Source organism: Sporocytophaga myxococcoides DSM 11118, from assembly GCF_000426725.1.
In the GTDB taxonomy this organism is placed as follows: Bacteria; Bacteroidota; Bacteroidia; order Cytophagales; family Cytophagaceae; genus Sporocytophaga; species Sporocytophaga myxococcoides.
This window is the reverse complement of the sequence record NZ_AUFX01000014.1, coordinates 1-16,318: the sequence shown is the minus strand read 5'-3', so window position 1 is coordinate 16,318 and position 16,318 is coordinate 1. Positions and strand designations below refer to the sequence as shown.

13 protein-coding genes are annotated in these 16,318 nt (G+C 36.0%); 7 read left to right on the top strand and 6 right to left on the bottom strand.

Going from position 1 to position 16,318, the window contains the following annotated elements; translation table 11 throughout:
- Nucleotides 1-63: 63 nt before the first annotated feature.
- The gene (murB, locus tag K350_RS0116965) at nt 64-1,080 is read left to right on the top strand and encodes a UDP-N-acetylmuramate dehydrogenase (protein WP_028980925.1); all 1,017 of its coding nucleotides are present in this window, start codon (nt 64-66) and stop codon (nt 1,078-1,080) included.
- Between the two features lie 2 nt (nt 1,081-1,082).
- Here the strand turns inward: murB and K350_RS0116960 are convergent, their stop codons facing one another.
- Nucleotides 1,083-1,577, bottom strand: coding sequence for a deoxycytidylate deaminase (locus K350_RS0116960; protein ID WP_028980924.1), 495 nt, complete (start codon nt 1,575-1,577; stop codon nt 1,083-1,085).
- A gap of 130 nt (nt 1,578-1,707) precedes the next feature.
- On the opposite strand from K350_RS0116960, the gene abc-f reads away from it, so the two are divergent.
- Complete coding sequence (gene abc-f, locus K350_RS0116955; RefSeq protein ID WP_028980923.1) at nt 1,708-3,633, top strand: ribosomal protection-like ABC-F family protein; 1,926 nt, start codon at nt 1,708-1,710, stop codon at nt 3,631-3,633.
- A 1-nt stretch (nt 3,634) separates the two neighbouring features.
- Nucleotides 3,635-4,948: a type IX secretion system plug protein gene (locus tag K350_RS0116950; protein ID WP_037576211.1), complete on the top strand. Its 1,314-nt coding sequence runs from the start codon at nt 3,635-3,637 to the stop codon at nt 4,946-4,948.
- Between the two features lie 18 nt (nt 4,949-4,966).
- Here the strand turns inward: K350_RS0116950 and cas6 are convergent, their stop codons facing one another.
- From cas6 to K350_RS29280, 3 genes are all read right to left on the bottom strand, one after another.
- Nucleotides 4,967-5,764 (bottom strand): CRISPR-associated endoribonuclease Cas6, encoded by a 798-nt coding sequence (gene cas6 / locus K350_RS0116945; protein WP_028980921.1) that lies wholly within the window; start codon nt 5,762-5,764, stop codon nt 4,967-4,969.
- Nucleotides 5,765-5,844: 80 nt separating this feature from the next.
- Nucleotides 5,845-6,945: a redox-regulated ATPase YchF gene (gene ychF / locus K350_RS0116940; protein ID WP_028980920.1), complete on the bottom strand. Its 1,101-nt coding sequence runs from the start codon at nt 6,943-6,945 to the stop codon at nt 5,845-5,847.
- 116 nt (nt 6,946-7,061) lie between these two features.
- Nucleotides 7,062-7,412 carry a DUF3276 family protein gene (locus K350_RS29280; RefSeq protein ID WP_037576209.1) on the bottom strand — a complete coding sequence of 117 codons (351 nt, stop codon included), beginning with the start codon at nt 7,410-7,412 and terminating at the stop codon, nt 7,062-7,064.
- 143 nt (nt 7,413-7,555) lie between these two features.
- Here K350_RS29280 and K350_RS31430 point away from each other — a divergent pair, with 143 nt between their 5' ends.
- Both K350_RS31430 and K350_RS0116925 read left to right on the top strand, forming a co-directional pair.
- The gene (locus K350_RS31430) at nt 7,556-8,260 is read left to right on the top strand and encodes a septal ring lytic transglycosylase RlpA family protein (RefSeq protein ID WP_051313237.1); all 705 of its coding nucleotides are present in this window, start codon (nt 7,556-7,558) and stop codon (nt 8,258-8,260) included.
- A gap of 3 nt (nt 8,261-8,263) precedes the next feature.
- On the top strand, nt 8,264-9,169 hold the full coding sequence (locus K350_RS0116925) for a DUF58 domain-containing protein (RefSeq protein ID WP_028980919.1): 906 nt from the start codon (nt 8,264-8,266) through the stop codon (nt 9,167-9,169).
- Nucleotides 9,170-9,262: 93 nt separating this feature from the next.
- Here K350_RS0116925 and K350_RS0116920 read toward each other — a convergent pair whose 3' ends face one another.
- On the bottom strand, nt 9,263-11,536 hold the full coding sequence (locus K350_RS0116920) for an aconitate hydratase (protein ID WP_028980918.1): 2,274 nt from the start codon (nt 11,534-11,536) through the stop codon (nt 9,263-9,265).
- 178 nt (nt 11,537-11,714) lie between these two features.
- Nucleotides 11,715-14,486, bottom strand: a complete 2,772-nt coding sequence (locus K350_RS0116915; protein WP_028980917.1) for a bifunctional aconitate hydratase 2/2-methylisocitrate dehydratase — start codon at nt 14,484-14,486, stop codon at nt 11,715-11,717.
- Between the two features lie 394 nt (nt 14,487-14,880).
- On the opposite strand from K350_RS0116915, the gene K350_RS0116910 reads away from it, so the two are divergent.
- Complete coding sequence (locus K350_RS0116910; protein ID WP_028980916.1) at nt 14,881-15,210, top strand: SprB repeat-containing protein; 330 nt, start codon at nt 14,881-14,883, stop codon at nt 15,208-15,210.
- Between the two features lie 8 nt (nt 15,211-15,218).
- Nucleotides 15,219-16,318 (top strand): SprB repeat-containing protein (locus K350_RS31425; protein WP_028980915.1); only part of this gene is annotated, 1,100 nt, incomplete at its 3' end.

The window sequence follows — 16,318 nt, the reverse complement described above, 5'->3', positions numbered from 1 at the left end:
GAAAAGTTAACTTTGAACAGAATTAAAATACTTGGGGTTTTTATAGGAGAATTTTTATATTAAATGGAAATTAAATCAGACGTAAGTTTAAAGAAATACAACACTTTTGGGATAGATGTCAATACAAAAGGGTATACTCAGTTTAAAAATGAGAGCGAGTTATTAGAAATATTGAATAATGAAGAATATAAAAATTTACCCAAACTAGTGCTTGGTGGCGGCAGCAACATCCTATTTACAAAAGATTTTGATGGGCTTGTCATGCATAACCAAATAAAAGGTATTGAAATTATTGGACAAAATGACACTTCTGTCTACATCAAAGCAGGTGCAGGAGAGCTATGGCATGATCTTGTATTGTATACAGTAACTCGAGGTTTTGGAGGGTTAGAAAATTTATCTCTAATTCCCGGTTCTGTAGGTGCTGCCCCAGTCCAAAATATAGGAGCTTATGGAGTAGAAATTAAAGATTGCATGGAAAGCCTTGAAGCTATCCATATTGCAACTGGTGATAAGGCTGTATTTACAAACCAAGATTGTTTATTCGGATACAGAGACAGCATTTTTAAACAGCACTTTAAAGGAAAATTTGTCATCACCAATGTATTTTTTAAACTGGAAAAAAACCCTCATCTCAATATTTCCTATGGAGCTATTACAGATACATTAAAAGAGATGAATGTATTTAAACCAACCGTTAAAGATGTAAGTGATGCTGTTATTCATATCAGAAAATCAAAACTTCCTGATCCTTCGGTAATTGGCAACGCAGGAAGTTTCTTTAAAAATCCTGAAATTCCGGAAGAGCAATTTGCAAAACTAAAGCTTCAATACCCGACTATACCTTTTTTCCCCTGCGAACCTGGAAAGGTAAAGGTTCCGGCAGGTTGGTTAAATGAACAGTGTGGCTGGAAAGGAAAAGTTATCGGCAATGCAGGTGTTCATAAAAATCAGGCCCTGGTTTTAATTAATTGTGGTAAAGCCAGTGGAGAAGAAATCAAAAATCTTTCTTTAGAAATTAAAAAATCCGTAACTGAAAAATTCGGGATTGAGCTGGAAACAGAGGTTAATATTTTATAATATTAACCTCGACTTACATCATTAGGGGTAAAATGAGGTAACTCACCCTTGTATTTTTCAACTTCGACACCAAACTTCCTTAAAAAGTCTACGCCTTCATCACTCGCAATACCTTTATATTCAGCATATGAATGAAGGAAAATTACTTTTGAAATTCCAAGACTGAAAATAACTCTGGCGCAGGCAATACAGGGGGAGAGTGTAACATATATAGTTGATCCCTTAATTATTGCACCATTATCTATTGCATAGATAATGGCATTTTGTTCAGCATGCAAGGCAAGAGAACAGCTTCCTTTTGAATCCCGCGGGCACCCCTCTCCTGGCCATTCTTCATCGCAATTATGAGTACCAGCAGGAGGTCCATTATAACCAATTGAAATAATTCTGGTATCTTTGGTAAGTACTGCTCCTACTTGTCTTTTTACACAGTGAGATCTTTTGGAAAGATTTACAGCCAGTTCCATATAAATATCATCAAAAGCGGGTTTATGCATAGGAGTATTTTTAACCCAAAATTAATTAAATAGCATTGAACTTTTACTCCCTGGCCTTCATTATTTGATAAAACTTTCCATACTCCTCTTAATTGGTTAAATTTGCCTTTTATTTTATTATTCTAAAATTATGCTCTCAATAAACAATCTGTCTTTCTATTTTGGTAGTCGTCCACTTTACGAAGATGTTTCCCTACATATAAAGCCTAAAGACAGAATTGGACTAATAGGTGCCAATGGAACAGGCAAATCAACGCTGCTTCGCCTTATTACAGGAGAGTATAAGCCAGACAAAGGAGATATTTCCAGAAGCGGAGAATGTACTATTGGTTTTCTTAATCAGGATCTTCTCTCCTATGATTCTCAGGAGAGCATACTCCATGTAGCGATGCAGGCTTTTGAAGAAGCAATGGCCCTTCAAAAGAAAATCGATGAAGTTCTAAAAGAAATGGAGGTCGATTATAAAGACTCACTAGTTGACAAACTAACTAAACTACAAGAAAGATTTGAAGCATTGGATGGTTATTCGATTCAATCCAAAGCAGAAGAAATACTAGAGGGACTTGGCTTTTCCACTAGAGATCTGGAGAAACCTTTAAAAACATTTTCCGGAGGATGGAGAATGCGGGTGATGCTTGCTAAACTCCTTTTAGCAAAACCATCGCTCCTTCTTCTTGATGAGCCTACCAACCACCTTGACCTTCCATCCATTCAATGGATAGAGAAATATCTAGAAAGTTATGAAGGTGCTATTATTGTAGTTTCTCACGACCGGTATTTTCTTGATAATACTGTAAAAACGGTTGTGGAAGTAACTCAGCAGAATCTTCACATATATGCTGGTAACTATCAATTTTACCTTGAAGAAAAGGCCCTTAGGGCCGAGATTCAGAAAGGAGCCTTTGAAAATCAGCAATCCAAAATCCGCCAAACGGAGCGTTTTATAGACCGTTTCAAAGCAAAAGCATCTAAAGCACGCCAAGTCCAATCACGTGTAAAATCTTTAGAACGTATGGATATGATTGAGGATGTAGTGGAGGAAAATGCAAGGGTTAACTTCAGATTTAAGTTTAGCAAAAATCCAGGAAGAACAATTCTCTCGTTAAAAAATATTTCAAAGTCTTATGCAGACCTTAATATTTTAAGGAATACACATGCAATCATTGAAAGAGGAGATAAAATAGCCCTGATTGGCGCGAATGGTAAAGGAAAATCTACTCTTTTAAGAATCATAGCAGGTACTGAAAATATAGAAGGAGAAAGAACAGAAGGACACAATGTTCTTCAAGGATTTTTTGCACAGCACCAGCTTGAATCTCTAAACGTTAACAACTCTATGCTGGATGAGCTTAAAGAAGCTGGCAGCGACAAATCAGAGTTAGAGCTTCGCTCAGTACTGGGCTGTTTCCTCTTTTCAAATGATGATGTTTTCAAAAAAATCAAAGTATTATCAGGAGGAGAAAAATCAAGAGTAGCACTTGCCAAAACACTGATTTCAGAAGCCAATTTTCTGTTGCTGGATGAGCCAACAAACCACCTGGATATTGTCTCTGTGAATATTCTGATACAGGCTCTTCAACAATATGAAGGAACCTATATTGTAATTTCGCACGACAGACATTTTGTGTCTCAGGTAGCTAATAAAATCTGGTTTATAGAAGACAATGAAATAAAAGAGTATCCCGGAACCTACGAAGAATACTGTTACTGGCAGGAACAAAGAGTTAAAAATCCGACAGCTGCACCTGCAAGCCCTTCACCTAAGAAATCTGAAGAAAAGCCTGTTAAAAATAATATTGAACCAGGAAAGGATATCCAAAAAGAACTAAAGAGCCTCCAAAATCAACTGGATAAAACTGAAGCAAGAATAACGGAACTGGAAAATAAAAAAGTAAAAGTAGAAGAAGAATTGGCAAAGCCTGACGTTTATAGTAATGTTCAAAAACTTGCAGATATTAACTCTAAATATGAGCAGCTTCGTCAGCAACTGGAAGAAGAACAGCAGAAATGGGATGCATATGCAGAAAAAATCCAAGAGCTTGAAGAGAAAAAATAATATGATAAAATCTAAATTTTTAAGGAGACTTTCTAGTCTCCTATTTATTTCGGGCATTATCCAACTGATTTTTAGTAGTAATTTAAAATCACAAGACAAAGCCCTAGTTACACGTGATTGTGTATATGAAGAAACGTTTAAAACGGTATTGCTATATCCTGCTAATTCAGGAACCAATGATGAATTGAATACTCCCATAGTACCTTTAATTCAGAATGTGCCGCTGATTTTAGAATTTGATGAATTAGGAGAAAATACATCGAGCTTATACCTGAAAATCATTCACTGCAATGCAGACTGGACGATCTCTAGCCTTAGCACAGTTCAATACCTTGATGGCTACAATGAAAATTTTATTGAGGATAGAAAGTCATCAATAGGAACACGAATTCCTTATACTCATTACAAAACAACGTTACCTAAAGTAAAAGTAACAGGCAATTACCTTGCGGTCATCTATAGAAGTGGTGATGAATCAGATTTAATTTTAACCAAGAGGTTTATTGTTTTTGATAGCAAAGTAGCTATAGTAGCTGAGCAAAAACCTTCTACAGGAATTAATCAACGCTTCACCCACCAACAACTGGATTTTAATATATTGTACCCTAATATGGAAATTATAAATCCCAGAGGTTCTGTAAAAGTAGTTATTCGGCAAAACAATAGATGGGATAAAGTAATAGACAATTTGCAACCCTTATATGTCCAAGAGGATATCCATAAACTTGATTACAATTTCTTTAACCTAGAAAATAATTTTCCTGGCGGAAACGAATTCAGGACATTCAGTACTAGGAGTGTAAAGTTTAATGATATTAATGTAGATAAAATATCTATTCAGCCAGATTTTGCGGAAGCTTTTTTAAAGAGAGATCTTAGCACAAATAACCAAGCTTACGCACTTTATCCTGATATTGACGGGCGTTTTGTTGTGGAGCTTTACGAAACAAAGACAAAAGAAGTGGAACCTGATTATATATTTACAAATTTCTTACTGGATACCAAAGAACCTGTACCGGGTAAGGTATTTGTGGTAGGATCATTTAATAATTATGACTTAGGGCCTGGTTCTGAATTATTATTTAATAGTGAAACAAACACATATCAATTGAAAACCTTATTAAAACAAGGCTATTACAATTACAGATATGCTTTTGTACCACAAGGAAGCAAAATCAGTGATGAAGTTTTTTTTGAAGGATCTCATTTCGCGACCCAGAATTTGTACGATTTTATAGTCTATTATAGACCACCGGGAGCGAGATCTGATGTTGTGGTAGGTTATAAATCAATTAATATAAACGGAAGAAAGTAATTTCTCCCGTTTATATTACTAATCATTACTAACATTGAAGGGAGTAGTTCTTTGGTTCGGATCTGCATTAGCGATATCCAACATTCCAAAGCCCTTAAAGGCATAGAATCCTAAACCGCAATCAAATACAAACTGCTGTACTTTAGGATCTGCATATAACGTAAAAGGGAACGTATATCCTCTTACTTCGTATTTTTCAGCTTTATGAAAAACAGGGAAAATACGTGCAAATTTCTTTTCTTCCTCTCTTATCTTTGTAAGATAGTCTTTATCTGGAACAATCTGGAATTTGTAGAAAGACGCTATTTCTTCAGGAGTAAATCTTTTAGATTTTTCCATTCTACTCATCGTACTTTCATAAAGCATATCAGAAAACATATCTGTAGAAGGACTAATGAATTTTTTAGGATCACTTCCTTTTTCCTCCGGATTGATAATTACCAATGGAGAAATACAGATAAACTTCACCTCTGTGCTAAGCTGAGGTTCTGCTTCTCTTTCTACGGTGAGAGGAACGAGTAATAACTTACCGATTTCAACCTGAGGCATTTTAAATAACGCCTTGACGAAAACATCTATATATTTTTCATTTGGACTTGAAAAGACAAGAGTCACTTTGTTAGAATAGAAGTGCAAGCCTTCTTTACCAACTTTAGTTTGTCCTTTTAAGCCCGAGAAATTATATAAGTCGAAATCAGGAAACTCAATCCTGTGTCTGTCCATCACAGAATTTACTAACCCGGATAGTAAAAACTGATGGTGAAAGGGTACCGAAGCCCCTTTGTTTGTTAAGCCGAAAACTATTCTTACTCTCAAATCTTAATAATTTTAAAAAATCGTTTAATAAAAAACTTTTTATTTTACCTGGATACAACACTAAGTTAAGGAAAATTGTTTTAAACATTAAATCGGAAGTGCATAATATCACCGTCTTCGACCACATATTCTTTTCCTTCAATTGAAATTTTACCTGCTTCTTTACACGCCAACTCCGTTTTAAACTTCTCGTAATCAGACATTTTAATTACTTCAGCCTTAATAAATCCTTTTTCAAAATCAGAGTGGATAACACCCGCTGCCTGAGGAGCTTTCCAACCACTCTTTATCGTCCAAGCCCTCACTTCTTTTACACCCGCTGTAAAATAGGTAATTAAATTGAGTAATTTATAAGAAGCTTTAATTAGTTTATTCAAACCTGATTCATCAAGACCATATTCCTGAAGAAACATCTGCTTTTCTTCAGCTTCCTGTAATTCAGCAATTTGAGATTCAATAGCTGCACAAACAACGATTACCTGAGCATTTTCTTCAGCTACGCCATTTTTTAATGTATCCACAAATTTATTGCCTTTGATAACAGACCCCTCATCTACATTTGCAACATAAATAACAGGCTTAATCGTCAGCAAATGCAAATCAGCAACGGCCTCTAGCTCATCTTCACTGTTTAATTGGAGACTTCTTGCATTTTTTCCGCTCTCCAGAGTTTGTTTAAATAGATTTAGGATAGCTAATTCTTTTTTAGCTTTTGCATCACCAGCTTTAGCTATTTTTTCTACTTTAAGGATTTTTTTATCTACCGATTCCAGATCTTTAAGTTGAAGCTCTGTATCTATAATTTCTTTATCAGAAATTGGATCCACTTTACCACCAACGTGCACTATGTTCTCATCTTCAAAACATCTGACAACGTGAATAATAGCATCAACCTCTCTGATATTGGCAAGAAATTTATTTCCCAACCCCTCTCCTTTGCTTGCACCTTTCACAAGACCTGCAATATCAACAAACTCTATTACTGTTGGTAATACCTTTTCCGGATTGACTAGTTGTTCCAGCGCAATTAAACGTTCATCAGGAACAGTAATCACCCCAACATTTGGCTCAATTGTACAAAAAGGATAATTAGCCGCTTCTGCTTTAGCATTTGAAAGTGCGTTGAACAAAGTTGATTTCCCTACATTGGGCAATCCTACAATACCACACTGAAGTCCCATCTTAAATTTATTTTTATTGCAAATATATAAACAAAATGCATTTTTGGAGGTTCCAAAAACAAAAAAAGCTCCTTAATTTATAATTAAGGAGCTAAAATATCGTTTTAGCTTTTAATTTAATCCCAAGTTAATTCATCACTTGGAGGAGTAGATCCTTCCTCGTCCCTGTCTCTCTCTCCGTTATCTTCGAATTTTGAAAAATCCACATCAGGCATTAATTCAGTTTTCACATGATCAATGGTACCTTTTAAAGCTTCAAGAAACTTATCAAAATCTTCTTTGTAAAGGAAAATTTTGTGTTTCTCATAAAAATACCCATCATCTTTAAACCTCCTCTTACTCTCAGTGATTGTAAGATAATAATCGTTTGAACGTGTTGACTTAATGTCAAAGAAATACGTTCTTTTCCCTGCTCTTACTCTCTGAGAGTAAATTTCTACTTTTTCTTGATCCTTATTCTCTTCCACAGTCCTTGGATAATTTTGTTTACTTACAAGTAAAAATATAAAACTTTCCTTTTCTTTCAAAAAAAAAAGTGAAATTCTACAAAAAAAATTACATTATTATTTTTTTGTATATTTTTAACAGAACAGATCGTTATAACCGCTGTATGAAAAAACGACTCTTCTTTTTTCTGTTTTTCACTTGGAAAGTAGTATTGTTTGCCCAAACTAATTCTTCTGAAGAAGGATTAGCCAGCTATTATGCTGACAAATTTCATGGTCGAAGGACAGCTTCGGGAGATAAATATCACAAAAATAAACTTACAGCAGCTCACAGAACCCTCCCCTTTCACACCAAAGTTAAAGTAACAAACCTATCTAACGACAGTTCAGTAATTGTCACCATTAATGATAGGGGACCTTATGGGAAAGGAAAAATAATTGATCTTTCTTATTGTGCTGCTAAGGAGCTAAATTTTATCAAAAAAGGTGTAACTAAGGTAAAAATTGAAATATTGAGTGACAGTTTAATTATTCAGGATACAGTTTCTAAATCTAATACAGCTATCCTAGATAAAGCTGAAAAGGCGATTCCTTCTTCTCCTGGATCATATGATTTTAACTTTAATAAAACTGAATTAAAGGGATATTATATTCAAACAGGAGCCTACAAAGATTCCGAAGTTTTATCGGAAGAAATTAACCGGCTTCAGGAAAAAATTGATCCAAATAATATTTATATTGAAGTTATTAAAGTCAAAAACACTATTATAAACAGACTACTTATAGGTCCTTACGAAAAAAAGAAGGGAGAAGCTGAAATAGCTGCGCTTCAGAAAAATGGGATCTCGGGATTTTTAAAAAGTTATTAATAAATGAAGTTAGATTTAAATGCAATAAGGCAATTTGGGAATATTGAGTTCCTGGCTAAACAGATGGTTGAAGGGTTTATTACTGGCTTACACAAATCTCCTTATCATGGTTTTTCAGTTGAATTTGCAGAACACAGACTATATAATACTGGAGAAAGCACCCGACATATCGACTGGAAAGTCTATGGAAAAACAGACCGTTTATATACAAAAAGATATGAAGAAGAGACCAATTTAAGATGTCTTCTCTTAATTGATACATCTTCCTCAATGTTTTACCCAGAGAAAAACTTAGGTAAAATCACTTTTAGTACTATGGCCGCAGCCTGCCTTGCGTATTTACTTCAAAATCAAAGAGACGCGGTAGGCCTTTGTACCTTTTCTGAAGACATAGAAATTCTAACCCCAATAAAATCAACCCCTAGTCACCTTCACTCTATCTTCCTTCAATTAGAAAACCTTCTGAAGGAAAATCGCAATGAAAAAAAATCAGGAGTGGCTAATGTAGTCCACCAGATAGCTGATAAAATTAACAAGAGATCTTTGGTAATAATATTCAGCGATATGCTGGAAAACAGAGAGGATAAAGATAGCATCTTCCCTGCTCTGCAACATTTAAAACACAACAATCATGAGGTTTTACTTTTCCATGTAATTGATTCAAAAACAGAAGAAGAATTTAACTTTGAAGAAAGGCCATATGAGTTTATAGATATTGAAAAAGGGCAAAAAATAAAAATCAATCCGTCGCAAGTTAAGGATGCTTATCTTTCAGCTACTAAGCAATATTTTGAAGATATAAAATTAAAAGCAGGACAGTATAAAATTGATTTTATAAAAGCTGATATCAATAATGGCTTTGATCAGATTTTAATTAATTATCTTATTAAGCGGAATAAAATGAAATAGTTGCTCCTTTTGCAGTTATTCAACTAAATCAATAATTATACAAAAGAGGCCATTCCTAAGAATTGCCTCTTTTAATTTATTTCGTTCCAGAAATTATTTACCACTTTTCTCTTTCAAACCGATAAGATTTAATGCTGAACCAGCTTTGAACCACTCGATCTGAGATTCATTATAAGTATGGTTAACTTTAAATTCGTCTTTTGTACCATCAGAGTGATTTAATACAATTGTCAAAGGCACTCCTGGAGTAAATGTTTGTAATCCTAGAATATCAATGTTATCATCTTCTCTGACCTTATCATAATCTGCAGAATTTGCAAAAGTCAAACCTAGCATTCCTTGCTTTTTAAGGTTTGTTTCGTGAATTCTGGCAAATGATTTTACAAGGATTGCACGAACACCAAGAAAACGTGGCTCCATTGCAGCATGTTCTCTGGATGAACCTTCACCATAATTATTATCGCCAATTACTATTGAACCAATTCCTTTTGCTTTATATGCTCTAGCTGTTGCGGGAACCTCTCCAAATTGACCAGTTAACTGATTTTTAACTTTATTGGTTGCTTCATTGAAAAAGTTAAGTGCTCCAATAAGCATGTTATTGGATATATTATCTAAATGACCTCTGTATTTTAACCAAGGACCTGCCATAGAGATATGGTCAGTAGTACATTTTCCTTTTGCTTTAATAAGAAGTTTCAATCCTTTAAGATCGGTTCCTTCCCATGCTGAGAATGGATCAAGAAGTTGAAGACGGTCAGATTTTGGATCAACAATTACTTGAACTTTATCTCCATCAGATGCTGGAGCAATATAACCGGCATCTTCAACAGCAAAACCTTTAATAGGAAGTTCAATTCCTTGCGGCTCGTCAAGCATTACCTCTTCACCATTTTCATTTTTCAACTTATCTTTCAAGGGATTGAAAGTAAGATCACCTGCAATTGCAAGTGCTGTAACAATTTCAGGAGATGCGACAAATGCGTGAGTATTGGGGTTTCCGTCATTTCTCTTAGCAAAATTTCTGTTGAAAGAAGTAATGATAGAGTTTTTCTTGTTAGGATCATTGGTATGTCTTGCCCATTGTCCGATACAAGGGCCGCAAGCATTTGCCAATACAACACCTCCTATATCTTCAAATACTTTAAGGAGGCCATCTCTTTCAGTGGTATACCTAACCAACTCAGAACCAGGCGTCACAGTGTATTCAGATTTAGTTTTCAATTTTTTGGTAGCGGCCTGTTTTGCAATAGAAGCTGCCCTGGTAATATCTTCATAAGAAGAATTTGTGCAGCTACCTATCAAACCTACATCTAATTTCGCAGGCCATCCTTTTTCTTTAACAGCTTCAGAGAATTTAGAAAGTGGCCATGCTAAATCGGGGGTGAAAGGACCGTTCACATGTGGCTCCAATTCTGAAAGATTGATTTCAATTAGTTGATCAAAGAATTTTGAAGGATTTTGATAAACTTCGTCATCAGCTCTTAAATATTTCGCAATTTTATCAGCTTCCGAAGCTATATCTTTTCTACCGGTAGCCTCAAGATATGCTTTCATTTTTCCATCATAACCAAAAACAGAAGTAGTCGCTCCTATTTCAGCACCCATATTACAGATAGTACCTTTACCTGTACAGCTTAAGCTTTCAGCACCTTCTCCGAAATATTCAAGAATTGCACCTGTACCACCACTTACAGTAAGAATACCGGCAACTTTAAGAATTACGTCTTTTGCAGAAGTCCAACCATTAAGTTTTCCGGTAAGCTTCACTCCTATTAATTTAGGAAATTTCAGTTCCCATGGCATACCAGCCATAACATCTACAGCATCTGCTCCCCCGACTCCGATTGCTATCATCCCTAGTCCTCCCGCATTCGGAGTATGAGAATCCGTTCCTATCATCATTCCACCGGGAAATGCATAATTTTCGATTACAACCTGATGAATAATACCAGCACCCGGTTTCCAAAATCCAATTCCATATTTATTAGAAACTGATGCAAGGAAATCATAAACTTCCTTATTGACTTTATTGGCAGTTTCAAGATCCTTCTTAGCTCCTATTTCAGCCTGGATTAGGTGATCACAGTGAACAGTTGAAGGAACTGCGACTTTCTTTTTACCTGCAGACATAAATTGAAGCAATGCCATCTGAGCTGTAGCATCTTGCATCGCTACGCGGTCTGGAGCAAAATCTACATAAGATTTCCCCCTTTCAAAAGCTTGACCTGCTTTACCGTCATAAAGGTGAGAATATAGAATTTTCTCTGTCAATGTGAGTGGTCTGCCTACAACCTTTTTTGCTGCTTCAATACGTTCTTCAAAACGAGCGTAAACAGCTTTAATCATTTCTAAATCGAAAGCCATAATTTCCGTATATCTAATAGGGTTAACAATTGAACACACTAAAAGTTAAAATACTAAAACAGAGTTATTAAAAACAACAATCTTATAGCAAAATTTTGAAGTAAGATATGCTATAAACAAAAAACCATCCTGTTTTGCAGGATGGTTTTTTGTTTTTATTAAAGGTAGTTGGTAAAAACTAGTTTACTAACTGCTTATTAGATGGTGCAAATTTAGTCAGATTGATTCCTTGCACTGCGGCTTTATATTCATCAATTGTAGGAGTTCTACCAAGAACTGTAGAAAGCACTACAACAGGCGTAGACGAAAGCAAGGATTCACCTTTCTTGCCATCAGCATCTTCAACCACCCTTCCTTGGAAAAGACGAGTAGAAGTTGCCATTACAGTATCTCCTTTTTCTGCTTTTTCCTGGTTACCCATACATAGGTTACATCCCGGACGCTCTAGATACAACATATTCTCGTATTTTGTACGTGCAGCAGATTTAGGAGCATTATCATCAAATTCAAAACCGGAGTATTTCTGCAATACTTCCCAATCACCTTCAGCCTTCAATTCATCTACAATGTTATAAGTAGGAGGAGCAACAACAAGGGGTGCCTGAAACTCAACTTTACCTTTTAGTGCTTCTAAGTTCTTTAGCATTTGGGCAAGAATTTTCATATCGCCTTTGTGAACCATGCAGGAACCTATAAATCCAAGATCTACTTTTTTATCTCCTCCATAGAATGATAGAGGTCTGATTGTATCGTGAGTATAACGTTTAGAAACATCTGCGTTATTAACATCAGGGTCAGCGATCATTGGCTCTGAGATCAGATCAAGATCAACAACAACTTCAGCATAATACTTAGCATTTGCATCCGGAGTTAATGCTGGTTTCTCACCTGATTTAATCTCAGCGATTCTCTTATTAGCTTTATCAATCAACCCCTGAAGAACTTGGTTCTTGTTATCCATGCCCTTGTCGATCATGATTTGGATTCTGCTCTTAGCGATCTCCAGTGATTCAATTAATGTAGCATCCTCAGAAATACAGATAGAAGCTTTTGCTTTCATCTCTGCAGTCCAGTCTGTAAATGTAAATGCCTGGTCAGCGGTAAGAGTTCCAATATGAACTTCAATAACTCTGCCTTGGAATACGTTTTCTCCGGCAAACTTCTGAAGCATCTGGGCTTGTGTAGCATGAACTACATCACGAAAATCCATATACCCCTTCATGTTTCCTTTGAATGTTACCTTCACTGATTCAGGAATTGGCATTGAAGCTTCACCTGTAGCTAATGCAAGAGCAACAGTGCCTGAGTCAGCACCGAAAGCAACACCTTTAGACATTCTTGTATGCGAGTCACCACCGATGATGATAGCCCACTCATCCACTGTAATATCGTTAAGAACCTTGTGAATTACATCAGTCATTGAATGATAAACGCCTTTCGGATCACGGGCAGTGATTAGACCGAATTCGTTCATAAACTTCATTAGTTTTGGAATGTTTGCCTGAGCTTTTTTATCCCAAACTGAAGCCGTATGACAGCCTGATTGGTATGCACCATCAACGATTGGAGAAATTACTGTAGCAGCCATAGATTCCAATTCCTGAGCAGTCATAAGACCAGTCGTGTCTTGAGATCCTACGATGTTAACTGTTACACGAACGTCTGAACCAGCATGCAATACTTTCCCAGGAGTCGTACCAACAGCATTTCTATTGAATATTTTCTCTACTGCAGTAAGACCTTGTCCTTCATTAGAAACCTCTTTTGATGGAGCAAATACAGGAGGAATAGAGACACCTAGTATCTTTGCGGCGAATGTCTGGATCTTTTTACCGAATACAATTGCGTATGACCCTCCTGCCTTTATAAATTCCATTTTCTGAGGAGTGAATGCCTTAGAAATGTCAATCAGCTCTTTGTCGCCATTATAAAGTTTCTTCTTTTTCGTATTGATCGTAAGAACAGTACCAGTAGCTACAGAGTATGCTTGCTCGAGAACCGGCTCACCATTTTCATTGAGAACAGGCTTACCATTTGCATCCAGCTTTTTCACCCAGTTTTTTAGGTCAATTCCAATACCACCAGTAACGTCAACAGTTGTGAGGAAAATAGGAGAAATACCATTTGTACCTCCAACGATCGGAGCAATATTAACAAATGGAACGTATGGGCTTGCTTGTTTACCAGTCCAAAGAGCCACGTTGTTTACACCTGACATTCTTGATGAACCCACTCCCATGGTGCCCTTCTCAGCAATTAACATCACACTTTTGTCTGGGTGTTTTGCTTGCAATGCCTTGATTTCCTCTTGTGCCTGAGGAGAAATCATACATTTGCCGTGAAGTTCACGGTCTGAACGTGAGTGAGCCTGATTGCCCGGAGAAAGTAAGTCAGTCGAAATATCACCTTCACCAGCAATAAAAGTAACTACTTTAATTTCTTCTGGTACTTCTGGTAGTTTAGTGAAAAATTCAGCCTTTGCGTAACTTTCAATAATATCTTTAGCTATTTTGTTACCGCTTTTGAATGATTCCTTTAGACGGTCTGTATCAGCCTCGTATAGAAAAACCTGTGTCTTTAGAACGTTTGCAGCTTCTTTCGCAATTGAGTCATCATTACCCAAGGCCAGATCAAGCAGAACCTCAATTGAAGGTCCACCTTTCATGTGGGATAATAGCTCAAAGGCAAAAGCAGGTGTGATCTCTTTTACTAAGGATTTACCAAGAATAATTTCCTTTAAAAACTTAGCTTTCACACCAGCAGCACTTGTAGTACCAGGTAAAACATTGTAAATAAAGAATTTAAGAGAATCTTCCCGATATACGTTACCTGAATCTTTAATTTGTGCAATGATTTCGCTAAGTAATTCAGCACCATCAATCGGCTTCGGATGAAGTCCCTGACCTTTTCTTTCTTCGATCTCCTTGATGTAATCCTTATAAGTGTTCATAATAGAAGTATTTTCAATGTTAAAGGCGGATTTATAAAACAGTCGCTGGCAATACCACCTTATTCTTTACCAACCTGCATGAATTGCAAAATATAATCTGGGCAGTTGCATCTTGCTTGGCCACCCTGTTAAGACAAATTTACAAAAAGAATAATACCAAAAAACCCCTATATAAACATAGAGTAATTAATTATTGAAAAATCCATTAAATTTTGATCACGCCCTAACGAATTATTACCCAGTTTTATATTCCACGCGTAAAATTAAAAGTTACGAACAATTCCCCCCAAAAGTGCTAAAAAATCAAACCCTATATTAATCAGTAGCGTAAAAGAGAGAAATAAACACACTAATACTAAGATATACTCTAAACATGTTACGCTTTTATTTTTACATGATTTTTACACTAACTAGTGCATTTGCCTGCCTCAATAAGGCTTCTGCTCAGGTAGTTTCTAAAGACCAATCGGATTTGTCCGTTTCTGTAAAAACAAAAGATGCGTCTGCTAAAGATGCTAGTGATGGTTATATACAACTAAGCATTACGGGTGGTGTACCTCCCTATGATGTTAGCATTTTTAGAGATCCACTTATTCAAGAATTCAAAGAGAATATTTATAATCTAGAATTAAAAGATTTACGTCCTGGTTCTTTCTTATTTGTAATAAAGGATAGTACTGAAAATATCACTCAGCAATCAGTTAGAATTTCGTACAATAAATGAGACTACCAATGGGAACATTTATTAAAAATATCAGGATCTGGATAGTTTTTTTATTCACTTTAATAAGTATTAAATCTTATTCTCAATGTGAATCGGTGGTCATTACCAAACAGAATATAGACTGTTTTGGTTCAAAAACTGGATCTATAACTGTATCAGGTGCCCCTGGCTATCCTGGTTATATATACACATTATTAGGAGGACCGTTACCACTTCCTATTACAGCATCTTCAACATCTAACCAATATACATTTTCTAACCTCGCAGCAGGAACAACATATTTTGTAGTTATTCAATTTATACTACCTGAGCTTAATGAAGATGGCGATACGACAATAACCTGTGCATATCCCAGCATTAAAATAACAGCTCCTACAAACATTGTAATGACAGGGACATTAATCCCTCCTAAATGCAAAGGTACTAATGATGGTGGAGTTAATTTAAATGTGACCGGAGGCACTCCTCCATATTCCTATTTATGGAGTGATGGATCCACTAATCAAAATCTTACAGGGGTCTCGGCAGGTAATTATTCAGTCACAATTACAGACAGTAAAAATTGTAAAAAAACAGCTTCATACTCGGTAACTGAACCGAGTAATTTTGCATTAACGGGTACACCAATTTCGCCTTCCTGTAATGGAGGAAATGACGGAGCTGTTAACATTTCATTATCAGGTGCTACACCGCCATATACATTCCTTTGGTCTAACGGTTCAACTTCACAAAATTTATCTGGAGTACCATCAGGAAGCTATTCAGTTCAAATAACAGATGCAAATGGCTGTACACAAACTTCATCATTCTCAATTACAGATCCATCATTAATCAATGTTACCGGATCAGTAATTAATACAGATTGTAATGCAACTAATAATGGAGCTGTAAATATTTCTGTGTCTGGTGGCACGGCGCCTTATACTTTTCTTTGGTCTAATGGGGCTACTACTCAAAATATTTCAGGAGTTCCTGCAAATACTTATTCTGTTACTGTGACAGACGCTAAAGGATGCTCAAAGAATAGTTCCTTTACAATTAGTCAACCAAATAATGCTGTAATCACTCCTTCTGTAACAAATGTTAAATGTAATGGTGGTAATGACGG